Source organism: Anatilimnocola aggregata (assembly GCF_007747655.1).
Classification (GTDB): domain Bacteria; phylum Planctomycetota; class Planctomycetia; order Pirellulales; family Pirellulaceae; genus Anatilimnocola; species Anatilimnocola aggregata.
Genome location: NZ_CP036274.1, coordinates 595734 through 621374 on the forward strand (window position 1 = coordinate 595734; position 25641 = coordinate 621374).

The 25641-nt window shown below is 57.6% G+C and carries 24 protein-coding genes and 1 pseudogene; 15 read left to right on the forward strand and 10 right to left on the reverse strand.

Going from position 1 to position 25641, the window contains the following annotated elements; genetic code table 11:
- Nucleotides 1-112: 112 nt before the first annotated feature.
- From ETAA8_RS02190 to ETAA8_RS02215, 6 genes and pseudogenes are all read left to right on the forward strand, one after another.
- Nucleotides 113-664 carry a nucleotidyltransferase family protein gene (locus ETAA8_RS02190; RefSeq protein ID WP_145100082.1) on the forward strand — a complete coding sequence of 184 codons (552 nt, stop codon included), beginning with the start codon at nt 113-115 and terminating at the stop codon, nt 662-664.
- Between the two features lie 12 nt (nt 665-676).
- Entirely contained in the window at nt 677-2149 is a 1473-nt protein-coding gene (locus tag ETAA8_RS02195) for a DUF1501 domain-containing protein (RefSeq protein ID WP_145084242.1), read from the forward strand.
- 141 nt (nt 2150-2290) lie between these two features.
- Complete coding sequence (locus ETAA8_RS02200; RefSeq protein WP_238397658.1) at nt 2291-2557, forward strand: hypothetical protein; 267 nt, start codon at nt 2291-2293, stop codon at nt 2555-2557.
- Nucleotides 2554-2877, forward strand: a complete 324-nt coding sequence (locus ETAA8_RS02205; RefSeq protein WP_145084250.1) for a type II toxin-antitoxin system RelE/ParE family toxin — start codon at nt 2554-2556, stop codon at nt 2875-2877. Before ETAA8_RS02200 ends, ETAA8_RS02205 begins: the two co-directional genes overlap by 4 nt.
- Nucleotides 2878-3077: 200 nt before the next feature.
- A pseudogene (locus ETAA8_RS35710) lies at nt 3078-3242 on the forward strand (phosphopantetheine-binding protein); the annotation flags it as partial.
- A gap of 427 nt (nt 3243-3669) precedes the next feature.
- Nucleotides 3670-4074: a DUF6157 family protein gene (locus ETAA8_RS02215; protein ID WP_145084256.1), complete on the forward strand. Its 405-nt coding sequence runs from the start codon at nt 3670-3672 to the stop codon at nt 4072-4074.
- 53 nt (nt 4075-4127) lie between these two features.
- On the opposite strand, the gene ETAA8_RS02220 is transcribed toward ETAA8_RS02215, so the two are convergent.
- Nucleotides 4128-5162 carry a DUF1559 family PulG-like putative transporter gene (locus ETAA8_RS02220; protein WP_145084259.1) on the reverse strand — a complete coding sequence of 345 codons (1035 nt, stop codon included), beginning with the start codon at nt 5160-5162 and terminating at the stop codon, nt 4128-4130.
- An 827-nt stretch (nt 5163-5989) separates the two neighbouring features.
- On the opposite strand from ETAA8_RS02220, the gene ETAA8_RS02225 reads away from it, so the two are divergent.
- A complete protein-coding gene (locus tag ETAA8_RS02225) occupies nt 5990-7123 on the forward strand; it encodes a hypothetical protein (protein WP_145084262.1) in 1134 nt (377 codons plus the stop codon).
- A gap of 97 nt (nt 7124-7220) precedes the next feature.
- Here the strand turns inward: ETAA8_RS02225 and ETAA8_RS02230 are convergent, their stop codons facing one another.
- The 3 genes from ETAA8_RS02230 to ETAA8_RS02240 all read right to left on the reverse strand — a co-directional run bounded on the left by ETAA8_RS02230 (nt 7221) and on the right by ETAA8_RS02240 (nt 9569).
- Nucleotides 7221-7619 (reverse strand): hypothetical protein, encoded by a 399-nt coding sequence (locus ETAA8_RS02230; protein ID WP_145084265.1) that lies wholly within the window; start codon nt 7617-7619, stop codon nt 7221-7223.
- A 49-nt stretch (nt 7620-7668) separates the two neighbouring features.
- Nucleotides 7669-8667: a DUF1559 domain-containing protein gene (locus ETAA8_RS02235; RefSeq protein ID WP_145084268.1), complete on the reverse strand. Its 999-nt coding sequence runs from the start codon at nt 8665-8667 to the stop codon at nt 7669-7671.
- A 206-nt stretch (nt 8668-8873) separates the two neighbouring features.
- Nucleotides 8874-9569: a hypothetical protein gene (locus ETAA8_RS02240; protein WP_145084271.1), complete on the reverse strand. Its 696-nt coding sequence runs from the start codon at nt 9567-9569 to the stop codon at nt 8874-8876.
- 58 nt (nt 9570-9627) lie between these two features.
- On the opposite strand from ETAA8_RS02240, the gene ETAA8_RS02245 reads away from it, so the two are divergent.
- The 3 genes from ETAA8_RS02245 to ETAA8_RS02255 all read left to right on the forward strand — a co-directional run bounded on the left by ETAA8_RS02245 (nt 9628) and on the right by ETAA8_RS02255 (nt 12074).
- Nucleotides 9628-10086, forward strand: coding sequence for a hypothetical protein (locus ETAA8_RS02245; RefSeq protein WP_145084274.1), 459 nt, complete (start codon nt 9628-9630; stop codon nt 10084-10086).
- A 214-nt stretch (nt 10087-10300) separates the two neighbouring features.
- The gene (locus ETAA8_RS02250) at nt 10301-11011 is read left to right on the forward strand and encodes a 3-keto-disaccharide hydrolase (RefSeq protein ID WP_145084277.1); all 711 of its coding nucleotides are present in this window, start codon (nt 10301-10303) and stop codon (nt 11009-11011) included.
- 55 nt (nt 11012-11066) lie between these two features.
- A complete protein-coding gene (locus tag ETAA8_RS02255) occupies nt 11067-12074 on the forward strand; it encodes a TlpA family protein disulfide reductase (RefSeq protein ID WP_145084280.1) in 1008 nt (335 codons plus the stop codon).
- Nucleotides 12075-12117: 43 nt separating this feature from the next.
- Here ETAA8_RS02255 and ETAA8_RS02260 read toward each other — a convergent pair whose 3' ends face one another.
- The 3 genes from ETAA8_RS02260 to ETAA8_RS02270 all read right to left on the reverse strand — a co-directional run bounded on the left by ETAA8_RS02260 (nt 12118) and on the right by ETAA8_RS02270 (nt 14212).
- Complete coding sequence (locus ETAA8_RS02260; protein ID WP_145084283.1) at nt 12118-13101, reverse strand: DUF6807 domain-containing protein; 984 nt, start codon at nt 13099-13101, stop codon at nt 12118-12120.
- Nucleotides 13102-13211: 110 nt separating this feature from the next.
- Entirely contained in the window at nt 13212-13703 is a 492-nt protein-coding gene (gene greA, locus ETAA8_RS02265) for a transcription elongation factor GreA (RefSeq protein WP_145084286.1), read from the reverse strand.
- Nucleotides 13704-13882: 179 nt separating this feature from the next.
- Entirely contained in the window at nt 13883-14212 is a 330-nt protein-coding gene (locus tag ETAA8_RS02270) for an ArsR/SmtB family transcription factor (protein ID WP_145084289.1), read from the reverse strand.
- A 218-nt stretch (nt 14213-14430) separates the two neighbouring features.
- On the opposite strand from ETAA8_RS02270, the gene ETAA8_RS02275 reads away from it, so the two are divergent.
- Nucleotides 14431-15168: an energy transducer TonB gene (locus tag ETAA8_RS02275; protein WP_202921513.1), complete on the forward strand. Its 738-nt coding sequence runs from the start codon at nt 14431-14433 to the stop codon at nt 15166-15168.
- A gap of 58 nt (nt 15169-15226) precedes the next feature.
- On the opposite strand, the gene dnaE is transcribed toward ETAA8_RS02275, so the two are convergent.
- From dnaE to ETAA8_RS02290, 3 genes are all read right to left on the reverse strand, one after another.
- Nucleotides 15227-18814, reverse strand: coding sequence for a DNA polymerase III subunit alpha (gene dnaE, locus ETAA8_RS02280; RefSeq protein ID WP_145084295.1), 3588 nt, complete (start codon nt 18812-18814; stop codon nt 15227-15229).
- A 171-nt stretch (nt 18815-18985) separates the two neighbouring features.
- Nucleotides 18986-19489, reverse strand: a complete 504-nt coding sequence (locus ETAA8_RS02285) for a YaiI/YqxD family protein (protein WP_145084298.1) — start codon at nt 19487-19489, stop codon at nt 18986-18988.
- A 5-nt stretch (nt 19490-19494) separates the two neighbouring features.
- Nucleotides 19495-20193, reverse strand: a complete 699-nt coding sequence (locus ETAA8_RS02290; protein ID WP_145084301.1) for a DUF2293 domain-containing protein — start codon at nt 20191-20193, stop codon at nt 19495-19497.
- A 119-nt stretch (nt 20194-20312) separates the two neighbouring features.
- Between ETAA8_RS02290 and ETAA8_RS02295 the strand changes: the two genes are divergently transcribed.
- From ETAA8_RS02295 to ETAA8_RS02310, 4 genes are all read left to right on the forward strand, one after another.
- Nucleotides 20313-21236, forward strand: coding sequence for a beta-propeller domain-containing protein (locus ETAA8_RS02295; protein WP_202921514.1), 924 nt, complete (start codon nt 20313-20315; stop codon nt 21234-21236).
- 39 nt (nt 21237-21275) lie between these two features.
- Nucleotides 21276-22319 carry a leucine-rich repeat domain-containing protein gene (locus ETAA8_RS02300; protein ID WP_145084304.1) on the forward strand — a complete coding sequence of 348 codons (1044 nt, stop codon included), beginning with the start codon at nt 21276-21278 and terminating at the stop codon, nt 22317-22319.
- Between the two features lie 34 nt (nt 22320-22353).
- Nucleotides 22354-24768: a sialidase family protein gene (locus ETAA8_RS02305; RefSeq protein ID WP_145084307.1), complete on the forward strand. Its 2415-nt coding sequence runs from the start codon at nt 22354-22356 to the stop codon at nt 24766-24768.
- A 418-nt stretch (nt 24769-25186) separates the two neighbouring features.
- Nucleotides 25187-25519, forward strand: coding sequence for a hypothetical protein (locus ETAA8_RS02310; protein ID WP_145084309.1), 333 nt, complete (start codon nt 25187-25189; stop codon nt 25517-25519).
- Nucleotides 25520-25641 lie beyond the last annotated feature (122 nt).

Consider the following 25641-nt stretch of genomic DNA (forward strand, 5'->3'; position numbering starts at 1 on the left):
TCCGGGGAGGGGGTTGGGGTGAGGGGCCGTCCCTCGATCGACTTTAAGCAAATAGAGCCAAACTCGGAGCTGATCAAGCGTGGTTGACCTGGGCGAATTTTCCCTCGACCGAATGGTGCGTGCTGTGGAAAAAGTACGTGAAAGGTTGCTGCGCGCGACGGCAGCTTTGAATTCTCATCAAATACCCTACGCCGTCGTTGAGGGGAATGCAGTGGCCGCTTGGGTTTCACGTGTCGATGAAGCGGCCGTGAGAAATACACAAGATGTTGACATTCTGATTCGTCGCGAAGACTTGCCAAGAGCGGAGGCGGCGCTCGCGACCGCAGGATTCTATTACAGGCATGCTGCCGGCATCGACATGTTTTTAGATGGCGAGAATGCCAAAGCCCGCGATGCAGTTCACGTCGTGTTTGCAACCGAACGAATTCGTCCTGAGTACTATTTGGACTCGCCAGATGTGAGCGAGAACGACACAAGTGGCGCCTACTCAGTGCTAAAGCTGGAATCGTTGGTCAAGATGAAGTTGAATTCCTTTCGCGATAAAGATCGGACCCACTTACGAGATTTCATCGAAGTCGGGCTCATCGATCAACCTTGGGTCAATCGAGTTCCTTCTGAACTCGCGCCCCGTTTGCAACAATTGCTTGATACACCTCACGGTTAACGAGATCCCACCATGTCCCCTTTCGAACAACACGCCCTGCAAGAAACTCGCCGCTACTTCTTCGGACGCATGGCTGCCGGAGTCGGCACCGCTGCCCTGGCGTCGGTCATGACCCCGCAACTCTTTGCGGCCGATGCCTCGAAGGCGACCGACCCGATGGACAGCTTGGGGGAACTGAAAAAGCTCCATCATGCGCCCAAGGCCAAGCGGGTAATCTGGTTATTCATGGCCGACGGCCCTTCGCAACTCGACTTATGGGATCCCAAGCCCAAGCTGTCGGAATACTTCGATAAGGATCTGCCCGAGAGCGTGCGGAATGGCCAACGCATCACCACCATGACCAGCGGCCAATCGCGGTTTCCCTGCGCGCCTTCGATGTTCAAGTTCGCGCAGCATGGCAAGCACGGCGCCTGGGTCAGCGAACTGCTGCCGAACCTGGCCAGCGTGGTTGACGACATGGCCATCATCAAAACGATGAACACCGAGGCCATCAATCACGACCCAGCCATCACCTACATTCAAACGGGCAGCCAGATCCCCGGCCGTCCCAGCATGGGCGCGTGGGCCAGCTATGGCATCGGCAGCGTCAACGAAGACCTGCCCGCTTACGTGGTGCTGCATTCCCGCATCGCGGCCGGCTCGCAGACGCAGGCTCTCTTCTCGCGCTTGTGGGGTTCGGGCTTTTTGCAAACGAAGCATGCCGGCGTCGCACTCCGCAGCAGCGGCGACCCAGTGCTGTATCTGTCGAATCCGCCCGGCGTCTCGGCCGATACGCGGCGCACGATGCTCGATGGCCTCGCGGAACTGAATCAGAAAAAGCAGGCGCAGGTCGGCGATCCCGAAATCGCCAGCCGAATTGCCCAGTACGAAATGGCGTTCCGCATGCAGTCGAGTGTGCCGGAACTAGCCGATATCTCGAAGGAATCGGCCGACACACTGGCCATGTATGGCGACGAAGTGAAGACCCCAGGAACTTTTGCCTACAACTGCTTGCTCGCCCGCCGTCTCGCCGAGCGCGGTGTCCGCTTCACGCAGGTCTTCCTCCGCGGCTGGGACCACCACGGCAACTTGCCCAAGCAAATTCCCAACTTGTCGAAAGCCATGGACCAACCTGCTGCCGCTCTCATCAAAGACCTCAAGCAGCGCGGCATGCTCGACGACACGCTCGTCGTCTGGGGCGGCGAATTCGGCCGCACGGTCTACAGTCAGGGCACCCTCACCAAGGAAAACTACGGCCGCGACCATCATCCCCGCTGCTTCACCATGTGGCTCGCTGGCGGTGGCACCAAGCCGGGCATCGTCCACGGCGAAACCGACGACTTCAGCTATAACGTCACCGAGAAGCCAGTCCACATTCACGACCTGAACGCCACCATCCTCCATTGCCTCGGCATCAACCACGAACGGCTCACCTACCGCTTTCAAGGCCGCGACTTCCGCCTCACCGACGTCGAAGGCCACGTCGTGAAGGAGATTTTGGCGTAGTTGTGTAGTCATCTCGCTCCGCCGAGATGGCAGCAAGCCGGTACAGTACTCCGGCCGTGGGCCGCATGGGGGAGAATCTCGCAGCGCCTCATTCGGCTTTGTATACTCAAGGAGTGCCGCTTCGGGAGCTTACCAATGGCAATGAATTCCACCTCCAATCTAACTAACGAGTTGCGAGATTTTCATTCATTCGTCGGCGCACAACTAGCTGCCAATCGCGACCAGTTAACTCCCGAAGAAATCGTTGAACTGTGGCGCGATCAACATCCAACGGATGGAGAAACGGCGGCGACCGTTGCTGCTGTGCAATCCGCGCTCGCCGATATGGCCGCTGGTGACACCGGCATTTCTCTCGCCGAGCATGATCGGCAATTTCGGGCGAAGCATGGACTGCCGCCGTCCGCATGAAACGTCATGTCACCCTTCTCGCTCGAGCGCGCAGTGACGCAGACAAGATCTTCGACTGGATCGCCACAAGATCTCTGCTCGGTGCCTTGAGTTGGCATGAAGCATTTCTAGCTGCAGCAGCGACGTTAAGCGAAGACGCCCAGCGTCATCCAATTGCCCCCGAACTGCGAGAGCTTGCCGAAGAAGTGCGTGAGCTGCATTTTCGCACGCGATACGGAAAACGCAATCGAATACTGTTCATGATCGTCGGCAATGAAGTCCGCATTCTCTGCATCCGCGGCCCAGGCCAGTCGCCAGTGACAAGTACGGATTTGGCGTGATATAGTCCGATCGTCAGGCCGGAGTACCGGAACTGATCTATTTACTTTTGAAGTTGAGTCGGCGTATGAACATCGCGGGGAAATCAGGATTGTTGGTCCTTTGCTGTTTCGCTTGCACCTTCGGATGCGGGAAGCAAGATACGCCGCCAACTCAACCTAATAGTGCTTCCCAGCAGCCAGTTAGTCCAACCACCGAGCGAATCTGCCAAATCGTGGCGGAGCAGATGGGCGTTAATCGCGCCAACTTGAACAGTCAGACGACACTGGGCGACCTCCGCGCGGATGACTTGGATTTCGTTGAACTGGTGATGGAGTTGGAAGAGGAATTCGATATCAGCATTTCGGATGAGGCTGCGGAGCGGATGCTGAGTTCGAAAAACTGGAAACAAGGAATGAATAACGTGACACTCGCAAAGCTCTCGTCGTTGGTCGACGAGCAGTGTAAGTTGCCGCGAGCGAAAAACGCTGACCTGCAACCGCCCTCAGTGGATTCGGAGTTGCCGCAAGTGAAGGTGTACCTTAATCCCTTGCACACGGTACTGATTGCTGCAGAACAGAACAAAGGACAACCCTTAACGCAAGATGAGGTCCTGGACATTCGCGACAAGGCAGCGTTTGCCATGCTTTCGCCGGAGCAGGCAGAGAGATTTAATGCGGCCCTGGATTCTCAGGTTCGTGTCCCTAAGTTGGACCCGCAACGTATTTGGGAAGACTGGCAGGAAATTCGCGGTCGGCCGTCACTAATGAAGCCCGTGAAGTGACGCTTGCGCTAATGCCATAGTCAGGTTGTTCATGAAAAGCACCAACTACTACGATACGTTCATCGAGGTCGCTGAGGATTGCCCGGTTGAGGCTGCGGAGGCGCCGGCGCAGTGTGGCGAGGGGAAGTCGGTGCCGCAGTTGCAGTACGAGATGATCTTCAAGCATCCGTATCAGTACACGCAGGACGACGTGCTGTTCGCAGTGCATGCCGAACGAAACGGCATCCGCAAAAACGATGCGCAGGAGCGAGAGAAGTTCTTCTGGAAGGGGCAGCCCTGCCTGCGTTGCTCGTCACTCGGCAAGCGTTACGGCTGGGGCATTCACAGCGACAGCAATGGCAAAGTGGCCCTCTATCCGGTCGAGTCGAAAGAGTACAAGAAGCTGGCCAGCGATAAAAAGCTGAAGCGTGTGAAAGAAATGCGGACCAAGAAATGACGCTGCTTGTAAGACCTCTGCGCATGACAAGATCTCGTCGCCAGCGATAATCGCTACCAGTCGTTGCTCAAAGCGTTGCCATCGTTTGGCTGCAGGGCGTTGTCCCAAGTCGTTTGGCTGATCTCGCGAAAAACCGACCGGACGCTGCCGTCGGCCAGGGCAGCATTCATGGCGATATGCGGTGTTTGAGCGCGCCAGTTGTCGCAGCACTCGCGCCCCGGCGGGCACTGCAACTTGGTCTTGGCCGGTGGCGCGGTTTGAAACATCGTGGTGTTGGGCGTCTGATACCAGTCGAGGCCGAAGTTGTGGTAGTACCACGAATGCAGAGCAATTCGCGGAAATCCGTCGCAGTAGGCATAGCCTTCGGCGAACAGCAGGGTGTTCGACAGGCCGTCGGTGATTTGGCTGAAGCGGGAGGGGTTCGTCCACAGGGGCTGGTTAGCGGGAATTCGGACACCACTGTCGAAGGCGTTGTAATTGGCTAGGTAACTGGTGATTCCCCAGTTCGAAATCACCCCCTTTTGCGCCGTCGGGTCTGACGGGCAGCGGAGCAGCGCGAAAGGCGTCGTCCGGACAGACATCACCCAGATGCCGTGTTCTTCATACGTGCCCGGAGAGTCGCAGGAAGTGTAGCTGCGAGTATGGTTGCCGTTGTAATCACGGTCTGCCACCGTCCGGCAACCCGTCGGAGCCGACAGGGTGATCCGGGCATTGCGCGGGACGACTCGCACCTCGTCGGCGACGTTTTGGTGGAGGTTGTTCTGCTCGACGTACGGCAGGAGGTGCAGGAACCAGCCGCCGTAGGGGGCAGCCAAATTGCAGCCCGAGCGCACGCCGCAGTTACCCACAGGTGGGTAGATGCCGAAAAACGTGGGCAGGCTGCCGTTCGCCTCGTGGAATTCGTGTGTGCCCAAGGCCAGTTGCTTGAGGTTGTTCTGGCACTTCATCCGCCGTGCCGCTTCGCGGGCCGCCTGCACAGCCGGCAACAGCAGTGCCACGAGAACGCCAATAATCGCGATGGCAACCAGCAGTTCGACCAGTGTAAAACCAGCCGGGGTTCTGCGGAACTTGGCCCGAAGCACGTTCATGACAGTTGCTCCTCAAAGGTGCGAGCAAAACTCGCAAAGAGCGCTCAGCGAACCGCTTTTAGAAGCCGCGATTCAGAATCGCCAGGCCCTTGATTCTGTCGAAGCAGCACGGTGTGTCAAGTATTTTTGCCACCATTTTGTAGGGGTGCAAAAATGGTCGCGTGCTCGTTCTGTTTTGCGACGCAAGCACAGGTGTTCGTTCCATGCATTACCGGATCGAGATTGTCTCTTCGCCGCGATGCCACTGTTTTGGTCTTGCGACACCAATGTTTGTTGTGTGCGGCGTGGCACGCGCGCAAGGAGAGTTACGTCGCGAAACCGCAAAAGGGGGGTGTCCAACAATGAGGTCGATAGTTGGACAGTGGTGTGCGTAACTCTCGGGTTTGGCTGGGGATTGGTGTTCAACAATTGGGTGCATTGTTGAACGTTTAGGATGGAAACAGAGGTACGGTTTCTTGCGTAAGTGCTTGTCTTTTAATCCGGTCATCAAGACGGTGCAGTTGCTCGGCGCGCCTGATCAGCAAATCTCCAACAGCTGACATTGACGCTTTTTAATCGTCCTTCTACGATCCCTGCCGGTAGATGGGCGGGGGGTGAAGGCCTCCGCCTGACGGGGCGGATTGCGCGGCAAACTTGCGGCAATTCGCGCTGCCGGTACCGGTTTGACTGGACTTTGCCGATCAGCAGGACCGAAATAATTATACGGATGATAGCAGCGGCCTCCCTCTCATGGATGATGACAGGCCGCTCACAACATACAAGTTCACACATCCCGGGTTCATGTTGCGGACCGGGCCGCTTGCGGGCTGAGAAAGGATTCTCCTCCCATGCGTAGGACGCGTTTTAGCGGTTTGAAAGTAGTCACCTGCCTCGTTGTAGGTTCGGCGCTCATCATGAGCACCGGTTGCAAGACAGCCAGCTGGGGCAGTGCGAGCAGCTACGTTTGGAATCCCATGAAGGCGTGGGGTTGGGGCAAAAGCGAAGCTCCGGCGGCCTCGTCGCTGGCTGCGTCGAGCAAGCCCAGCACCCAGATTCCAACGCCCAGCCCGACCAGCAGCGTGGCAGCCAAGAGCTCGGCAACTCCGGCGAGCAGCAGCTGGCCTAACAGCAGCGCCACGGCTTATAGCTCGCCAGCTGTCCCCGCGGTTTCGACCGGCGGTTACGGCGGCACGACGACGCCGGGCAATGCCTACGCCGCGAACAGCTATCCAGCCACGCCTAACGCCAACGGCTATCCGACTCAACCGGCTGCCGCGTATGGCACACCAGGCCAACCGGGTCAGGTCGCTCCGACCGCTGGCTATTCGGCCGGTCCTTACGGTGCCACGGCGACTCCAGCTGGTGGTGCCGCCGGATATCAACCGACTTACACCGCTGCTGCTCCTGCACCTGCTGCAGGGGGCTATCAGCCCCAGAACTATCAAACGAGCCCGTACCAAACTCCAGGCGCTGCCGGCTATCAAGCAGCTCCGACGTACGGGGCACCCACGTACAACCAGCCCGCGGCCCCAGCCGGTGCCTACAGCCCAGCTGCCCCTGCGGCCGGTGGTTATCAGGCTGCTCCGACGTACAGCGCTCCCCCGGCTCAGCCGGCGGGGAGCTTCAACACGAATGGCTACATGCAAGGTGGTTACAACACCAGCAGCAGCAACCAGACGCCTGCACCGAATTGGCAAATGCCAGAATCGTCGGCTGCACCAGCCAGCAATGGCTACGCAGCTGCACCTGCTGTCCAGTACGAGGCGGCCCCGGTGTCGGCCACGTATGAGAACCAACCGGCTCCGCAGCCATACGTCGAAGTATCGAGCGTGAGCACCGCCAGCCCGCCTGCTGGCCCAGCGTTACCCGCTTCGTTGTCGGCTCCCGCGGGCTATCGCCCCGGTAGCACCGGCGTGCAGAACGCCGCCTATCAGCAACCAAGCACGGGTTACAGCAGCAGCGGCGGCACAATGTATCGCTAGTTGCTACTGACTTGAAGAATGAAATACTAGAACCCTCTTTCGCTTACGGAAGAGGGTTTTTTTATGCGCAGAGAGGGCGGCTGCGAGACGGCTAGCCTTACGGTTGCCGAGGGACATCGATATTGATTACGGTGTCCGCTTCTGGTAGCTCCTTGGGAATGAGGGCACCTGCAAACAACGCTTTGCCCATCGCCAATTCCGGTTGCGGAATCCCATCGTTGCCGTAAATACGCAGCACGCACTTACCACCGACAGGTCCCAAGCCGTTTTCTTTGCGAGTATCGAACGTGCCATCTTTGATTATGGCGAAACCCTGCGGACCTGCACCACCGGAGGCGATATCCGGGTCAAAGTAAATGATGCCCGCAGGAATGGGCATGCCTTGGTATGTGATCTTGCCCGATACCTCGTACCGCTTAGGTCCTTTTTTCTCGCAGCCGGAAAACGTCAACAAACCAACGAGTGACAACAACACCAAGATTCCGCTGCGCAGCATTCACGATTCCTTACTTCCTCAACGCTAAGAACTTGACTCGAGTTCGTAGTTAGTCGACAGTCTTTGGCTCGCCGCCACCGCGGCTGGATGTGGACTTGTAGACACCTAAATCAATGTTCTCAGAAACCGAGCGGATCGAGCCATCGCACATGCCGAAGTTGGTAACGCCCGGATGGTGGCTCGCCATGGCGATACTGTTGAACTGCGTGGAAACCGCGGGAGTGGGAACGTTAATGCCGTTCACGTAATTACGGCAGCCGCACACTTCGTCGTTCAAAGTCGCACAGCCACGCACCCAACTGCGAAAACGCGAGCCGTACTTTTGATCGTGCCGCGAGTTTTCGCCCAGCATGAACGTGAACGCAGTTCCATCTTGAATATCGCGCAGCTTGTAGGGCGGAATGGTACTGTCGCTGGAGGCACAGACGCCTTCTTTACTGATATAGCCATGTGTGGCAGTTCCCCGCTGTTCGTAAGTGCCACCGCCAACGCTCGCTCCCAGCGGCCCCATGTTGCCGAAATAGTGAATCGTATGGGGCGGATAATCTCCGGCCGGATAACCAGCAGGATTCGTAATCATGTCCGACGGGTTCACATTATTCGGGCTGCCGAGCATCATCTTTTGGGCGACCGAACTGGGACACAGGTAAAAGGCGACCTTGTTCATCGCCAAATGGTTTTTGGTGGCACTTGGGGAGTTGTAGTCGCCGGCACTAAAGGTGAACTTCTCGTAGAGCGGCTTCTGTTCCACAAAGGGCAGAATAAACACTGCCCAACTCAAGCCATTCCCGTGCAAACAGCCCGGCGGCAGGGTCTGAAAGGTGTCGTGATAATTATGCCAGGCCAGCGAAATCTGCTTGAGGTTGTTCTGGCACTTCATCCGCCGGGCGGCTTCTCGGGCTGCCTGAACCGCGGGGAGGAGCAAGGCGACGAGCACGCCAATGATGGCGATAACCACGAGCAGTTCGACGAGCGTGAATGCCCGCTGTTGATTAGCCCGGTGAAGGAAATGCGCCGAACGGCGATGTTCCCGGAGAGGGAGAAACATCGGCAGCCTCCGAAAAATAGAACTTAACCTGTGAACCGCGAATTTTACCTTGACACATCCAACCGGGCCAGGGTTTCGTTGTTCCGTTAATGGGAGGATTGCGGCTAATACAGGCAAATAGTCCGCCCTTCCGGGCGGGTTCGGTTGCAAGGTGGGGCGATTTGTCGCCCCACCCCATCCATTTGCTGAGATCGCCCCACAGCTTACTAAGTGTAGAGCTTCTGGGGCTGCTGCTGACCGAACTGCGGCTGGGTGGGCAGTTGGCCGGACATCATCAGGTAGGCAGTGGCCCAGAGCATAGAGAGCAGCGGCGCTGCAAACAACACCCCGATACCGCACGCCAGACAGCCCAGCATGATAATGCCGACGCCGAGCAGCCAAACCAAAAACGTCGTCAGGCGATTCCCCTCGGTAATGGTACCCGCCATTCCAAACGACTCTATCACGCCGGCTTTTTCTTCAACAATGAGATAGTAAGCCGGCCAGTAGAACAGCAGCAGAATGATGCCTGGGACCACGAGTAAGGCAAATCCCAAGAACAAGGCAAAGAACGCTATTACCATTACTCCCAGCATCGGCAGGAAGCGATCGCCCCCTTTGAACAGGTCGCCGAACTCGGCCGGTTGATAGCGGGCTAGTTGTAAGCAAATACGCGCTTGGCCAATGCCCAGGAAAATTTGCACAACGTTCTGCAAAATGAAAAAGACAACCGCGACACCAACCGATGCCTCTGGCATTTCGTTCGCTTGCAAGGCCACCTGAACTCCCTGGCCAATCCAGTTCACCGCGTTGGTGAGAATACCGGCTACAAACGTCGTTCCCACCAGCAGCCCCATGTTTTTCTGCCAAATCTCCAACGAGTGGTTCATGATCGGGCCGATGTCGACGATCTGATGGCTCACCCCTTGCGAATTGATCGGCCGGGGTGGCTCGGTAAATCCTGTCGGCGAGGCATACGGATTGGGCGAGCCACTCGGCCCCTTGGGATCGGTCGCGAAAGGATTCGACCCGCCGCCACCGAACGGATTGCCGCCGCCTGGCGCACTGCCGAATGGTGAACCAGGTGGCGTACTGCCGAACGGCGAACTTGGCGGTGCGGCACCAAACGGACTGCTGGGGGGAGGGGGGCCAAATGCGCCGCCCAACGGGGGCGTACCGAATGACGCTGACGCGGGCTGGGATTCTGGCGGGTTGCCAAACGAGAAAGCGCCAGGACTGGCGGGTGTCGATGCCGGTGGAGACAGTGGCGAGATTGCGCCTGTCTCGGAAGTGGCCGGAACCGCCAGGACCGATGCACATTTGGGACACTTGGCATTCTTGCCCGCAGCTGTATCCGGAACACGCAACTGCTGGTCGCAACTGGGGCAACGGAACTCAATCGGCATCGGAGCGATTCCTTCGAAGGTTGAACTAGGCTGATTCGCTGGCACGAATCGCAACAAAATCGTAATCGAAACGTCCGGAATATCCCACTCAGATTGTCAGTTAATCCGCTTCGCTGCCGGTCCTATTCGCCGGCCAGAGTAATCCCTTGGCTCGAATTGCTTGTTTCTAATCGACGCGCGCCCCATACTAGCGGCTTGCGACTCACCTTTGCCTCTCTCCGCAATCACACTGTCTGGAGTCCTCGGCCATGCAGCACTGCTTTCGCTTCTTCTCGCTCCTCTCGCTGTTGATTGCTCCCGCCGTTGTGCTGGCAGCGGACGATTGGTCGACGTCGGTCACGTTCCCCGCCAGCGAGAAGCCGGTCCCGCTCTTTAATGGCAAAGACCTGACCGGCTGGCATGGCAATACTGGTGCCGATGGAACGAAGGAATACTTTAAGGTGAAAGACGGCGTGATCGTTGCTCGCAACGAGAAAGACGCTGCCCCCAAGGTGAGTAACTATCTTCTCACCGACAAGAACTATCGCAATTTCCGCCTGATCTTTGAAGGGAAACTGGCCGAGTCGGGCATGCACTCCGGCATTGCCATCTGGGGCAAGCAGTTCACGAAAGATGCCGAGAAGAATTCCTATCAGGGGCACCTGGTCATGTTTCCTTCGGGCTGGGGCTTTTACGATTTGTTCCGCCGCAACTCGATCTATAAGGACGATGGCCGTGCGAAAAAGGCCGACAACAAGGATTGGAACCAGATGGAAATTCTGGCCATCGGCGATCGCATTCGCCTGGCCGTCAACGGCCAGGAAGTGGCCGATTGGCGCGACCCCAAACCCGAACTGTGCGAAGCAGGTCCGCTTGGCCTGCAGTTGCACAGTAACACCGTCGCGCAGGAAGTTCGCTTCCGCGGCCTAATCTTGTCCGAGAATCCTGAGGATCGACTCATCACGCTCAAGAGCGAATAGCTTGTCGCGTGCTGCCTAGTTTTCACGTTGTTGCCGCTTCTCTCCCAGGTGAGTTATGTCACAGCGAAATTCAGCCCCCGGGTTATTCGTCCTCAGTTTGATCGCCTTAACGATCACCACTTCTGCAGCGCTGGCTCAGATGCCGCCACTCCCACCCGACCCGTCGGTGTGGGTGAATGGTGGCCCCATCACTGCCGAAATGCTGAAAGGGAAAGCTGCGTTTCTGTATTACTACGAAGAGGGCTGTCCTCGGTGCCGAGAGAGATGGCCGGGCCTGCTCGAAGTCGCCAAGAAGTTCGAGGACAAGCCGATTGTCTTCATCGCCGTCAACTCGGGAAATCAGCGCGACGATGTCGCTTCCTATGCCCGCGAAGTGAATCTCAGCTGGCCCGTTATTGTCGATGCGAACCGCCAGTTCGAAAAAGCGTCCGGCGTCCCCGAGATCAGTCTGCAGAACATCTACCAGGCGCGAATCATTACTGCTGACGGCAAATTGGCGATGGCTAGCACCGCCAATCCCGAAGAGTCAGCGAACCGGGCCTTGCAAGGGGCCAAGTGGAACATCGATCCCACCGGCCTGCCCGCGGTGCTCGTCCCGCTTTGGCGATCGCTCGAGTTCGGCATTGCTTCGCCGGCCAACGGGCCAGCTCTCAAGTCGGCCCTGGTATCGAAAGATCCCAGCGTCAAAGCAGGGGCTGAAAAGTTGAATTCCGTTGTGCAGGAGAAAGTTGCCACCGAATTGAAAGCAGCCAAGGAACTATACGGAGCAGGCGAAAAATGGAAGTCGTACAAAATGGTCGATGCTCTGACCGTGCAATACGTCGGCCTCGATTTGCCAGAAGGAGTCGCCAAAGCCAAGACCGCGCTGGCCGCCGATGAAGAAGTGAAGAAGCAATTGCAAGCGCACAAAGAACTCGACCTGCTGAAGAAGCGGGCGGCCAAGGCCTCGCCAGCTGCCATGCGAGGGCTAATCTTCAAGTTAAAGGAACTCGTCGAGAAGCATGCCGGAACCGAAGCTGCCACCGAAGCCCAGCAGTTGCTCGGTAGCACTCCATCCAACTAACCGGTAGCAATCATTCTCCGTCCTTGTCGCCCCTCGTGGAGAGTTAGGGTTTCGGCTTCTTCTCGATGGCGGGGACATCGCCGATTTTGGCAAACGCGACGAACTGCTCGTTGATTCGGTCAGCTGTGGGGGTGCCGCCGTGGACCCAATAGCCATAGCGGAGCTTGAGCGAGTCGCCAACGGCGATGGTGCGGGGGGCTTCGTAGCTAAGGCAGGCCCCCATCCAGCCGTCGTCGCGAACGTGAAAGTGAGAAGGATGGCTGGGGTTCATGGGATGGTCGAAAAGGGTGACGCCGCCTGATTCGGTCTTGGTGAGAGGCCCGCTATAGTCGACCCAGCGAGCCTGTTTCCAAAAGACGCCGGCTTCGTTCACTCCCCCTTCGCTATTGAGAATGCGGCCGCCGCCATCGTGCACGCCGATCGTCTTGGCCAGGCGAATGCCAGTAATGCCGAAGGGAGTTTTGCCGAAGGTGACTCCCTCTTTGGCATCGGCACCGGGGGTGAGATTGAGGTCGATGACGAGAAGCCATTCACCGGGAGTAGCCGAGGGGATGAAACGCATGGCGCGCGTTTCTTCGAGCAGCTTTTTGCCCGCTTCGTCGACCCAAGTATTTTCGACTTCGATGAGGGCTTCGGAATCGGCGTCTTCATAGCGACTGACGCGTTTGTGAACGATGCGGCCCTTGGTCTGATCGTTCCAGAAGCCGACGCCGTTTACATCGTGGTGGCTGATCCAGAGGCTGTTGTGGTGGCTATGCCCGTTGGGATCGCGCGGGTGACCCATGCGGGTGTGCGACTTGCCGCTGGGGCCGATGAGAGGATAGACGAACGTGCGGCGATTGCCCGGGCCGAAGTAGTAGCGACTGATTTCGCGGCCATCGTGCTCGACCGCAGCTTGGCTATCGGGGAGCGGGAAGACCTGTACTGCCGGGACGGGCTTGGGAGCCGGAATGACTTTCTCGGCGGCTTTGGTTTCGGCAGTGACTTGGCCGAGTAAACTTGTGAGCAGGAAAACTTGAGTCAGCATGATGGGCACCAGTCGGCAGGATGAAAGGGCTCGATCAAGGAACGCTTCGGGCGCAAAACTCAAAAAACCAAAGGACAAAACAAACAAAGCCGGCTTCAGAACGTTTAGCGTTAATCGGCATCGAGAAAACTGAAATCGATCTTGACGATTTCGAGTTCGTACGAGCCCTTGGGGGCGGGAATCTCGGCAGTCTCGCCAATCTTCTTGCCGAGCAAACCTTGGCCAAGCGGACTGGTGACGAGAATCTTGCCGGTGTCGTAGTCTTCTTCGCCAGAGCCGACGAGGGTGTAGACCTCTTCTTCATCCATGTCGACATCACGAACGGTGATGGTGGCACCAAAGCAGACCTGGTCGCGCGGCAAGGTGTTCGGGTCGATGATCTGCGCCCGGGAGAGTTCCCCCTTGATCTGGTTGATCTTGGCTTGCAAGAGACCCTGCGCCTCTCGCTGGGCGTGGTACTCGGCATTTTCTTTAAGATCGCCTTCGGCCCGGGCAGCAGCGATCTTTTCGGCGATCAGCGGCATTTCAACATTGTCGAGCCGATCCAATTCAGCCTTCTTCTTGTTGAAGCCTTTTTTGGTCATCGGGACGTATTCGACCATGGGAGCAGTCTCGGTATCAGCAAGCGACAAGGGACAAAAAAATCGCGACCTTCAGTGAAGGCCGCGTGGCAGTAAACGATTTGGCTGAAAGGTATTGTGTGCCGCGCAGCAGCGTCTGTAAAGGCGAAAGAGGGGCCGTGCAGGCTGGTGAGGCGATTCGCGACCAGTGAGGCCGAGGACTAAGTCTCGCGCGGTTCGAGCTTCAGATCCAAATGACAGCAGCCGAAATCGATCTTGGCAACATCGGTCGTGGGGAGTTCGGCGGGGATCACTTCGGGGTGAATGGAGTACTGGATAAATCGCCCCTGCCGCGTGGGCAGGACGATCTTACCGCGCCGAAGTATCGACAAGTGGTGAGAAACCTTGACAATATCCTCCGAGAGTCGCTCCGCGATTTCACCGACGGTACAGGGCCCGCCAAACAGCACTTGCAAGATGCGCAATCGTTCAGGATCGGCTAACGCTTTTAATCGTTCGGCGCAAGCTTGAAATTCAGCTTGATCTTTCATGCTCAATCTCTGGCAAATTAGCCGACAAAAGCAGTTAATGGTTGCTCCTAAATTGCACGGTCTTTAGAATGTAAGACCGATTCGCGAAGCAAGTTTTACAAGTCTAACCCACCGTGATGTTTCCCTCTAGAGCGCGATATATAGCTCGGACCCTGCTAGTCGGCTGGGACGTTTCGATCATTGCGCACGTAGCAGTGGCGGCAGCAATTGGTGGAACGATGCTAGCATTTCCCTCGGTGCTAGAGTTTCAAGTTCGCCGCGGCGAAGCGATCTTGATTCACGCCCAGATGTCAGCGGTCGCGGCGACCCAGCCCGACCATACCCAGGAAGTGGAAGTGTCGGTCGAAGCGGTGTCGCTCGAACCGCCGCCGCAGGTAGCGGTCGAAAATGCCCCCATTCGCGATACGCTGGAACCGACCCCGGCGGTGCTGCCGGTGGTCAGGTCGGGCGATTACGAACCGACGAATGTAATGCCTACGGATAAGCCGCCAGCAACTTCGGTGTCGATCGATGCACCGGCGAAAGTGCCACCCAGAGAGAAGGCGAAAGAATCACCGCAGCAGAAAGTGGAAACAGCCGCCAAGCCACTCGACCGGCAAATTGCTGATCAGCTGCGGACTTCGCCCGGCAAAGTGAACGTCGCTGCCATTCGCCCTTCGGTCGCGGGCGCCAAGGTAGACGAGCTGCCTCGCAAATTGCCAGACAACCGCGAGCCACTGTACCCGCGCGATGCCCTGCTGGCGGGAGTGGAAGGGAAAGTAATGCTACGCGTGCAGATATCGGCTGCCGGTCGAGTACTGCGAGCGAGCGTCGAAAGGTCCAGCGGTATGACGAGCTTTGACGAATCGGCACTTGATGCCGTCCGTGATTGGCGGTTCACACCGGCCAAGCGGCAAGGCTTCGCCGTAGCACACGAGGTGTTCATCCCGATCCGGTTTATGATTCGGCGGGGATAGCTAATCCCATTACGCGACTTGCAGTTTAGACGGCGAAGAGTTGCCTGCTTGCGAGTGCCTACCTCGCGCCAGCTTTCTGAAACTGCCGTCGTGGGGGCGGACGATCTGCAGATGGCTTGGGAGGATTCTTCAGCAGCCGAAGGTGACCGGGACCAAGTAAGTCGTGCAAGCGAGCTTCCAGTTCTTTAGTGATGTTTAGCCGAGCCTTGGCCACTTTCAATTCAACGATGGTGCGGTCTTCGGTGACGATCTGCATTTTCAATTGACCGGGTTTCTCACCTGTCGCTGGATAGCCACGAACGATCTCGTACGCCTTTTTGATCGTCTCGGGACCGTGCTGCCGTTCGTCGAAACGAATCTCGATCCCGGAAGTGCTCCGCTCGTCGATATCGGCGAGCGTGCTTAGTTCGTTGACGATCAGGTTCGCTTCTTCGCCGCCGCGGCGATCGATACTGCCGCGAACCATCAGGATCGCGTCGGCTTGCACTAGATGACCGTAGTCGACAAAGCCATCGGGCCACAGGATGCAACGGATGTTGTTCGACTCGTCATCTTCGAGGTCGAACATTACATAGCGCGAAGGCTTACCGGGCTGCGGGTTCTTCGTGCTGCTGAACTTCAGGGCACCGAGCATGCCGCCCAAGATCACTTCCTGCCGTTCGGGCACGCTCTTCGCCCCGGTAACGGAATGTGAACGATACATGGCCAGTTTGTGCTTGTATTCGTCGAGCGGATGCGAAGATAAATAAAACCCGAGCACTTCTTTTTCGGCCTGAGCCATCTCCTTCGGCTGCTGCTCCGGCAGATCGGGCATGGTGACAACGGGCTTCGAGTCAGACTCTTCAGCGAATGCGCCGAACAGCGACTTCTGCCCGCTCTTGCGATCTGAGGCAACGCTCTGTCCCGCTTGAATCGCCCGCTCAATAATCGCATACAACTGTGAGCGCTTCACCTTAAAGCCATCGAAGGCACCAGCCTTGATCAGAGTTTCGATCACTCCCTTGCTTGAACCGGAAGAGTCGACTCGTTCGCAAAAATCGAACAAATCGCGGAATGGACCGCCTTTCTTGCGCGCGGTAACAATCGCTTCACCCGCACTACCGCCGCAACCCCGGATTGCAGAAAGCCCAAAGTGAATCTTGTCGCCAGAAACAGCGAAATCGACGTCGCTGTGATTGACGCACGGAGGCACCACCTCAATATTCATCCGCGCGCAATCTTCCAAGTGTTCGACGAGCGCGTCCTTCGTTTTAAAGTTACGCCCTTCGATATCACCACTGAGAAGTGCTGCCATGAACTCGACCGGATAGTGCGCCTTGAGATACGCCGTCATGTAGGCGATCAGCGCGTAAGCGGTCGAGTGGCTCTTATTGAAGCCGTAGCCCGCGAACTTGATGATCATGTTCCAGAAGTCTTCGGCCTCGTTTTTCGAGAGGCCCTTCTCACCGCAGCCGATGAGGAACTGGTCTTTGTTCTTGGCAATCAGCTCTTCCTTCTTTTTGCTGATCGCCTTGATGCACGTGTACGAACTGGCGAGTTCAATGCCGCCCAGTTCGCTCAGGATCCGCATCACCTGCTCTTGATACACCATCACGCCGTGCGTTTCCGAGAGGATCTTCTCGCACACGGGATGGATGTAACTGGCAGCCTGACGGCCGTTCTTCACTTCGACGTAGTCGCGGACCATGCCCCCTTCGAGCGGACCAGGACGATAGAGCGCGTTCGTGGCGATGATGTCGCGGAAGTGATCGGGTTTCATCTTCTGCAGCAGGTCGCGAATACCGCCCGATTCCAGCTGGAAAATGCCCTTCGTTTCGCCGCGTTGCAGCAGGGCGAAGGTTTTCTTATCGTCGAGCGGAAACTTGTACGGGTTAATTCGCTTGCCCGTCGTCTGCAGAATGATGTCTTCCGCTTTGCTGAGGATCGTCAAGTTGCGGAGGCCGAGAAAGTCCATCTTCAGCAGGCCAGCAGCTTCGACATCGCCCATCGACCACTGCGTGATGATGTCGTTCTTACCGCTCACCTTACCGAGCGGCACGTACTCGGTCAGCGGCTTGTCGGCGATCACGACTGCGGCCGCATGCGTGCCGATGTTCCGCGCGAGCCCTTCGATCTTGCGAGCCAAGTTCAACACTTCGCGAATTTCAGCATCGGTTTGATAGAGATGCTTCAGTTCTTCGGCCTGCTCAATCGCTTCGTCCAGCGAAATGTGCAATTGATCGGGTACGAGACTCGTGAGTTTATTCACGCGCTCGACCGGAATTCCCAGTACGCGGCCCACGTCCTTGATCGCCGCACGAGCTTGGAGCGTACCGAAGGTGCCGATTTGTGCGACGTTCGCCTCGCCGTACTTTTCCTTCACATAGTTGATGATGAGCCCGCGACGTTCCTTGCAGAAGTCGATGTCGATATCGGGCGCTTCCTTGCGATTCAGGTCGAGGAACCGCTCGAACAGCAGGTCATATTTGATCGGGCAAACGTGGCTCAAGTAGAGCGCGAAGCAGACGAGCGCGCCGACACCGCTACCTCTCGCCGTCGCGGGAATTCCCTTGTCGCGAGCTTCGCGTACGAAGTCCCAAACGATGAGAAAGTAGTTGGGAAAGCCCAGCTTGTTGATCACATCGAGTTCACGATCGAGCCGCGCGATCACCACGTCGGCCAGCACATCGTCCTTGAGCATCTCCGGATCGTCGGAGTAACGATCTTTGAGGCCGGTGATGCACAGCTCGCGCAAATATTCAGATGTCGAGCGACCTTCGGGCAAGGCATACACGGGGAAGTGCCGCTTGCCGAGTTCCAGGTCGATGCAAACCGAATTCGCAATCTCCTGGCTCCGTGCCACCGCATCTTCGAGCCCAGGAAAATGCTGGTACATCTCTTCCGGCGAACGGAGGTAGAACGAATCGTTCTCCATCTTCATCCGGTTAGTGTCGGTACGGAACCGACCGGTGTTCACGCACAGCATCACGTCTTGCGCTTCGGCATCTTCGCGATCGACGTAGTGCGCATCACTCGTGGCGACAAGCGGCAAGCCCATTCGCTTGGCAATGTCGACGGCCCCTTCCAGCTGAATGCGTTGGATGTCGACGCCGTTGTTCATGATCTCGATGAAGTAGCGATCGCCAAACAGCTTGCTGAACCAGGCAGCGGTTTCCATGGCGGCTTTGAAGGCATCGTCGCCGTCGCCACCGCGCAAGATCGCGTTGCTGAACTCGCTGGAAACACATCCGCTGAGGCAGATGATCCCTTCGCTATGTGCAGCGAGGATTTCTTTGTCGATGCGTGGCTTGTAATAAAAGCCTTCGAGCATCGCGGCCGAGGCAAGCTTGATCAGATTCTTGAAGCCGACTCGATTCTGCGCGAGCAGCGTCAGGTGATAACTGGCTTCCTTGCTGTTCGAAGCGTCCTTCTTATCGAAGCGACTGCCCGGCGCAATATAGGCTTCGTAACCGAGGATCGGGTTGATCCCCTTGGCCTTCGCCTTGTTATAAAACTCCAACGCGCCGTGCAGATTGCCGTGATCGGTCAGCGCCAGGGAGTTCATCCCATGGTCCTTCGCCCGCTGAATCAGCTTGGGAATGGGCGAGGCACCATCGAGCAAGCTGTAATGCGAGTGGCAATGCAAATGCACGAAAGAACGAGACATACGGGACTTCCTTGCGGACGGAATGCAGCGAAGACTTTGGCGCGATTAGCAGCCGACGTTCATTCTAAGAAATCGGGGCCGAGAGGCGAGAGGCGAGATATGGGAGGCAGGCGAATACAGAGGACAGAATTCGGTAAGTGTCGAGGGACGTTGCAGTTGGAGCCGAGAGAATTATTTCTTCCCCTCGTCTCCCGCCTCTCGTCTCTCTCCCCCGGCCTTCTCTCGCTCCTTGATCGCCTTGGTAAGCCACCGATCAAGCGTGTTAGCGAAAGCTTGCCGATCGTTCGCGTTGTAACCCCGCGGGCCGCGGATCACGTCGCCGCTGCCGCGCATCTGGTCGAGCATGTTCCGCACGGCAAGTCGCTCGCCGATGGAAGCCTCCGTATGAAGTTGCCCGCGCGGGTCAAGCGCTTCGCCACCTTTGGCGATGACATCGGCGGCCAGCGGAATATCGGCGGTCACCACCAGATCGCCGGGAGTCAGTAGTTCCACGATCTTGCGGTCGGCGATATTCGCGCCGTCAGTGACCAGTAGCGACGAGATGTAATCGGATCGCGGAATGCGAATCGACTGATTCGCGACCACGGTCATCTTCACTTGCCGCCGGTCTGCCGTGCGAAACAGCAGTTCCTTCACATCGACCGGGCAAGCATCGCCATCAATCCAAATTTGCATACCAGCTATTTTATCACCTCTGCTGCTGCCTTGTTGAGTGCAGTCCGCAGTGGGCAGGTGTCAGGATTGACGGGGAAGTCGGAGCGATATTGGTTGAGTAGCTTGCGTGACTGCTCAGCCAGTTCGCGGCGGACTTCGCGGCGCTCTCCTTTGATGCGGGCGATCTTCATTTCGTCGTAAGCGGTGGTTTGATGCCGCAGCCAGGCAATCACGGCTGCTTCGGCCCGCTGTTCGATCGGAATTCGCTCGGTGCGGGCAACGGTGCCACTCCCTACAGGCGTCGCATGGGCAGTGACGGCAGTCGCTAACTTTTCTGCAAGCGCGGAGTAGTAAGAAGAGAAGCCTAAGAACTGTAGCACCGCGCCGCGGAAGTCTTCGACGTACTCGCCATGCTTCTTCTCGCGCCGCGCAGCATCCGCTGCTTTCTTTTTGGCATGCGCCGGATCAGCCCGCTCAGCCGCCAGATCGGCGCGAATCTGCTCCACGGTGGCAGCAGGGCACCACATGCCGCGGGAGAATATTTTGCGGCCCCTTTTCTCTTGCACGCTCCATGTTGGACCAGCCAACTTCACCCGTCGCGTAAGGGCTGCATCGCCAGGCGGCAGGAGTATCCAATCGGCAGGTGCAGTCAGTATTTTTCCTTCGGCGGTGACGACGGTCCGCTCACTAGGACCGACGGCGACGGTGAGATTTTGATTGGGCATGAAGTGGCTGAAATGAATTCGGGTGAAGTGAATTTCCGGCGCAACAACCTGATTACAGCGGAAAGCCCGCGCGTCGGCTAGACTGTGGAACTTGCCCACACCTCTCGGGGAGAAATCAGATGCTGGTTCGCTGCAGTCGTTTGTTCTGTCTCGTTCTGCTGCTGGCTGCGGCCTTGCCCGTTCGCGGCGAAGAGCTGATCAAGCATTCGTTCTTTACTGCCGGCCCCACCTTCACGGGAATCATCGGCGAAGACGATGCCGAAGTCTGGAACGCCGGACGACCAGCTGCCCGCGATGGCTACGTCCTCGAGAACGGGAACGTGCTCGTCGCCTGGGCCGATGAAGTGGTCGAGTTCACCCGCGACAAGAAGGAAGTTGTCTTCCGTTACAAGCGGGCCGCCGAGAACAAAGAGATTGGCACTGCTGAACGACTGGCCGATGGCAAGACACTGATCACCGAGCTGGGTCCTAAGCCGCGGTTGCTGGAAGTTGATGGCGACGGCAAGATCAAGCTCGAGTTTCCCTTGCAGCCTGAAACCGACAACGCCCACATGCAAACGCGCATGGCTCGCAAGTTACCGAGCGGCAATTATCTGGTGCCGCATCTGCTCGCGTTCAAGGTGAAGGAATACACGCCGGAAGGAAAGATCGTCCGCGAACTGAAGACCGATCTCGATTCGCTCGGCGGCCGCGCGGCGAAAAACTGGCCCTTCACGGCGATTCAACTCGACAGCGGCAAGCTACTCGTCAATCTCACCAACGGCAACAAGACGGTCGAGCTCGACACCGAGGGGAACGTCGTCTGGCAGATCAGCAACGCCGACTTCCCGAAAGAACAGCCTTTTGCTGACCCTTGCGGCGGCCAGCGCTTGCCCAACGGCAACACCATCATCGCCAGCTACGGCTCCAAGGGCCCGATCAAAGCGTTCGAAGTCACTCCCAGCAAGAAGCTCGTCTGGACCTACACCGGCAAACATCGGATTCACGAGTTGCAGATTCTCACCACCAATGGCAAACCCATCGAAGGAAAACCGCTGAAGTAGCTTTCTTGTGTCGCCAGGGAACCAGCGCGAGTTTGATCGATGTCAGTAGTTGGCGAAACCTCTGAGTCCAGCAAAGTCGCCGGAAAACCTTTGCGACTTCGATTTTCGCTTCGCGCTTTGCTGGTGGCCACCACGCTATTTGCCTTCGCCCTGGGTTGGTTCGTGCGTGAGTATCGCCGATACGAGCGAGAGCGAGTGGCCGCGGCATTCTTTGCTGGCCACCCCAGCGTCAGCTTGTTTAATAGTCTGAGCCCACTTGGCGAGACTAATAATCAGCCGGTGATTGCGATTGGAGAAGTCCGTCACGGAAGAATCTATCGACCGATTGAGACGTTGTTTTGCGAAGGGAGAATCGAAGAAGAGTTCTCCAGCCATATGCAGCTTTTCACGAACCTCAAGAACATAGAGATTTATCAAGGGGAGTTCAGTTCCGAGAGCAACACCTTCGATCACCTTCCGGCGCTGCGGGAACTCTCGATCAAGCACAGCGACCTTCGCGACCGTCACCTCGGAAGCATTGCGACATTACCGAGCCTACGGAGTCTGCAGCTTCTGAAGTGTTCAATCTCGCCAGAAGGTGCGGAGAAACTCTCAACTCTTCAGAATCTCCACAACCTGATCCTCACGGATGCTCCAATTTCTGATGTTGCAATGGAGCGACTTTCAACATTTGCTCGGCTGGAAACTTTGGATCTACGGAACTGTACCTTTACTAGCGACTCAGCCGTGCATTTGGGGAAACTCTCGCGACTAAAGGTATTGGTGCTCAATTCGACGACGGCCGACGACCGCCTTCTCGAGTCGGCAGACTTTTCGCGTTTGGAGGTGCTCTCCCTCAATGACTGTCAAATCTCAGATCGCGGCCTCAAACAAGTAATCGCCGGCAGTCTTCGGCTGAAGTATCTCCTGTTGCGAAACACACGAGTTACTGATGAAGGTGTGGAGCAACTTCTGGATCTACCATGGTTGACGCACCTCGATCTGCGAGGAACAAGGATAACTCGGCAAGCACTTGCTACAGTAGAATCCCTCAAAGGCCGGGGCGTAGTTACTCTTGCCAACGTATTTCAAGTCCCGCCATAGCGCAACGATTCATGTCCATCATCAAGTGATCCCCATGAAACACCTCTCCGCGACATTAGTCCTCTTTCTCTCGATTACCTGCGCACCAATTGCCGCCGTCCCCGCGGCCGACGACCTCGCGCTACAGCCGCCATTGATCAATAAGTCCCCCGGCGCGGAGTACTCGCACGAGCAGCGAGACTATGCGATGACGATTGGCATCGAGCGGACGCCGAAGGGGCGGCTGTGGTCGTGCTGGGTTGCAGGGGGCGATAGTCACCTGGGTTACTTTGTGCTCGCGACGAGCGACGATAGCGGCAAGACTTGGACGCAGCCTCGCCTGGTGATCGACCCGACTGATGCGCCGAATGGTACGCCGCGGCGGACGCTGGTTGGCAACTTGTGGACCGATCCGACCGGCAAGTTGTGGTTGTTTTTTGATCAATCACTTGGGTATTACGACGGCCGCGCGGGAGCCTGGGCCATCACATGCGACAATCCCGATGCCGATCAGCCGACCTGGTCGGAACCGCGCCGCATCTGGCACGGCTGCACACTCAACAAGCCCACGGTGCTGAAGGACGGCACCTGGCTGATGCCCATTTCGCTCTGGCAACGGAGCCGGATCAGAACGCCCATCGCGGCGCTCAAGGGTGAAGCCGATCCGCAGGCGTTTGTGAAGACATTCACGGACGGTTTTCATGAACTGGACGAAGATCGCAAGGCTTGGCTCTTTGCTTCGAACGACGAAGGCAAGACCTGGACCAAGCGCGGCGGCACCGTGTTTCCCAAGTTCGATTTCGACGAACACATGACCGTCGAACTCAAGGACGGCAAGCTGTGGATGCTCGCGCGGACCGTCGATGGCATCGCTGAAACCTACTCCAGCGATCAGGGGCGAACCTGGACTGAACCCAAGGTGCGGTTTCCCAATATCAACGCCCGATTCTTTCTCCGACGGCTTTCGTCTGGAAATCTCCTGCTGGTGAAGCACGGCAACATGGATGAACGGACCGCCAAGCGGTCGCACTTACGGGCTTTCATCTCGAAAGACGATGGCCAGTCGTGGCAGGGTGGCCTTCTGCTCGAAGAGCGGACAGGCGTTTCCTATCCCGATGGCTTTCAAGCACCCGATGGCCGCATCTTTATTCAATACGATCGCGAGCGGGCCAAGGAGCGCGAGATCCTCTTTGCCGACTTCACCGAAGCCGATGTGCTCGCAGGCAAGCTGGTGAATGACAAGTCGCGGCTGCAGCGAATGGTCAGCAAGGCGACGGGCAATCTCAAAAAGGAAGAGCCGAAAGCACCAGCCAAGACTGAAGCAAAGCCCGAGACCAAACCGGCCGCGCCATCTTCGACCTTCGTACCGCCGCGCGGCACAGAAGGAAGTTCGGACAAGTGGGCGAAGCAAGCAGCGGAAGACGCCAAGCAGGATCGCAGTTCGATTCCCTACGACGGCATCACGCCGAACAAAATGGTCTGCGACACCACGCTGCGGCAACTGCCGGATGGCTCGTGGATTCTGTTCTTCCTCGCCGGCGGCGATACCGAACCATCGCCCAAGAACTACACCGCGATCAGTCGCAGCAATGACCAAGGGAAGACCTGGACCAAGGCCGAAGCGTTCGACACCACCTTCCCCCGCGAAGGAAAGACGATTGGCCAGGGCCCAACGGAACTGATGATTCGCGGCAACGAATGCACGCTCTTCTTTTCCACGCATTCCAAGCACTGGAACAGCGACTGGCAAAGCTGGATCATGCGCAGCAGCGATAACTGCAAAACCTGGACAAAGCCCGAAGCGGTGCCCGGTCGACTCGCCAAGCGGACCTTCATTCGCAACCACATCGTCGCCCGCGATGGCCGCATCATTGCCCCGTTTCAGCACTACATCGGCCCGAACGATCAGCAGGAGATGCCAATCCACGAACGCAAGTTCACCAATCCGCGCAACGGTGTGATCATTAGCAATGACGGCGGCCAGACGTGGAGCGAGCACGGCAACGTGGCTCTCACCGACAACGATCAATACTTTGGCTGGGCCGAAGCAAACATCGCGGAACTGAGCGATGGCCGGATCGCGATGATCATTCGCGCCGACAAGCTAGGCGGGGTGCTCTACTACGCCGAGTCGACCGATGGTGGCAAGACCTGGCCGACAATGGCCCGCAAGACCGACATTCCCAATCCGGGCTCGAAGGCCACGCTCTATCCGCTCGGTGGCGATAAGGTCGCCATGCTGCACAACCCGAATCCCGGCCACCGCAGCCCGCTGTCGCTCTGGATCACGTTCGACGGTTTGAAGACCTGGCCCTATCGCCGCGTGCTGGTGCCCGAATCGAGCGACGGGCCCAAGGGGCGGATTAACTACCCCGACGGCTTTGTTTCCGCCGACGAAGAGTGGCTCCACTTTGCCTACGACGACAACCGGCATCGCGCAGTCCATTACAGTGCGAAGTTGCCGCGGTAGGAGAGGGGGCGGGAGACGAGGGGCGAGGGCCGGGAGATTAGGAAAAGGTATCCGGACCTGAGGACTGGGGTCTTGCGCAATAAATCTGTATCTAGATTCTTCTGCCTTCTGCCTTCTGCCTTCTGCCTTCTGCGCCTCGTCTCCCGCCCCTTCCGGTTGCAGCATGCGAAGACTGTGTTAATATGCTACTCGTGCCAGGGGGCGGCATTGGTTTCGCCCCTTGCTCAGTTCATTCATGAACTGGCAACTGGTGCGGAGCTTGCTTCGGCCTGAAGGCGAAGTGGGCAGGCGTTTTGACGTTCGTAATCGATTTTGCACGCCGTGGGGCGATGGATAGCCACGCGGATTGATGGTGCGTTGCCTTGTGATCTTGCGGGTGGCGTTCTGCTGCTCGACTGTATTTCACGAGCAGAATTTCATGAGCTTCGGTTCATGGAACGGGATGAGTGGTATGGAGTTTCTCGCAATCGTGTGGTACTGGCTATGCGCTGCCTGCCGCTTGCTGAAGAGCAAGTCTGCGGCAGAGCGCGCTCGTCGCCACATCTCGACTGGCAATCGTGCCGCCGACGTTCGCCCGGTGCGAACGGGTTCGCTAGGCGGTGCCGTCGGCCGATTGGAGTGGTCAGAAATTCGGATCGCACTTCATCGTTGGCTTTCCCCGCCATTGGTCCCCTCGCTTGCGGCTCGTGCCTTGGCACAGGTTGCCACGCGAATCGCTGACCCTGCTCGTGTGCTCGATCGAAGTTGGTAGCAAACTCGTCAAGTTGGTTCTCGTCAAACACGTTTGTTCGTTCGCCGTCAGAGTTGACGCCGCGCGGGTAGTGCTCATCACTTCCCCGTGACGCGTTAACATGCGAAGCAGGTCCGCACTCT

Bases quoted from the DNA above. Each gene is read 5' to 3' on its own strand.
- ETAA8_RS02190 (WP_145100082.1), top strand. From the start codon at position 113: ATGGTGCGTGCTGTGGAAAAAGTACGTGAAAGGTTGCTGCGCGCGACG.
- ETAA8_RS02195 (WP_145084242.1), top strand. From the start codon at position 677: ATGTCCCCTTTCGAACAACACGCCCTGCAAGAAACTCGCCGCTACTTC.
- ETAA8_RS02200 (WP_238397658.1), top strand. From the start codon at position 2,291: ATGAATTCCACCTCCAATCTAACTAACGAGTTGCGAGATTTTCATTCA.
- ETAA8_RS02205 (WP_145084250.1), top strand. From the start codon at position 2,554: ATGAAACGTCATGTCACCCTTCTCGCTCGAGCGCGCAGTGACGCAGAC.
- ETAA8_RS02215 (WP_145084256.1), top strand. From the start codon at position 3,670: ATGAAAAGCACCAACTACTACGATACGTTCATCGAGGTCGCTGAGGAT.
- ETAA8_RS02220 (WP_145084259.1), bottom strand. From the start codon at position 5,162: ATGAACGTGCTTCGGGCCAAGTTCCGCAGAACCCCGGCTGGTTTTACA.
- ETAA8_RS02225 (WP_145084262.1), top strand. From the start codon at position 5,990: ATGCGTAGGACGCGTTTTAGCGGTTTGAAAGTAGTCACCTGCCTCGTT.
- ETAA8_RS02230 (WP_145084265.1), bottom strand. From the start codon at position 7,619: ATGCTGCGCAGCGGAATCTTGGTGTTGTTGTCACTCGTTGGTTTGTTG.
- ETAA8_RS02235 (WP_145084268.1), bottom strand. From the start codon at position 8,667: ATGTTTCTCCCTCTCCGGGAACATCGCCGTTCGGCGCATTTCCTTCAC.
- ETAA8_RS02250 (WP_145084277.1), top strand. From the start codon at position 10,301: ATGCAGCACTGCTTTCGCTTCTTCTCGCTCCTCTCGCTGTTGATTGCT.
- ETAA8_RS02255 (WP_145084280.1), top strand. From the start codon at position 11,067: ATGTCACAGCGAAATTCAGCCCCCGGGTTATTCGTCCTCAGTTTGATC.
- ETAA8_RS02260 (WP_145084283.1), bottom strand. From the start codon at position 13,101: ATGCTGACTCAAGTTTTCCTGCTCACAAGTTTACTCGGCCAAGTCACT.
- greA (WP_145084286.1), bottom strand. From the start codon at position 13,703: ATGGTCGAATACGTCCCGATGACCAAAAAAGGCTTCAACAAGAAGAAG.
- ETAA8_RS02270 (WP_145084289.1), bottom strand. From the start codon at position 14,212: ATGAAAGATCAAGCTGAATTTCAAGCTTGCGCCGAACGATTAAAAGCG.
- ETAA8_RS02275 (WP_202921513.1), top strand. From the start codon at position 14,431: ATGCTAGCATTTCCCTCGGTGCTAGAGTTTCAAGTTCGCCGCGGCGAA.
- dnaE (WP_145084295.1), bottom strand. From the start codon at position 18,814: ATGTCTCGTTCTTTCGTGCATTTGCATTGCCACTCGCATTACAGCTTG.
- ETAA8_RS02285 (WP_145084298.1), bottom strand. From the start codon at position 19,489: ATGCAAATTTGGATTGATGGCGATGCTTGCCCGGTCGATGTGAAGGAA.
- ETAA8_RS02290 (WP_145084301.1), bottom strand. From the start codon at position 20,193: ATGCCCAATCAAAATCTCACCGTCGCCGTCGGTCCTAGTGAGCGGACC.
- ETAA8_RS02295 (WP_202921514.1), top strand. From the start codon at position 20,313: ATGCTGGTTCGCTGCAGTCGTTTGTTCTGTCTCGTTCTGCTGCTGGCT.
- ETAA8_RS02300 (WP_145084304.1), top strand. From the start codon at position 21,276: ATGTCAGTAGTTGGCGAAACCTCTGAGTCCAGCAAAGTCGCCGGAAAA.
- ETAA8_RS02305 (WP_145084307.1), top strand. From the start codon at position 22,354: ATGAAACACCTCTCCGCGACATTAGTCCTCTTTCTCTCGATTACCTGC.
- ETAA8_RS02310 (WP_145084309.1), top strand. From the start codon at position 25,187: ATGAGCTTCGGTTCATGGAACGGGATGAGTGGTATGGAGTTTCTCGCA.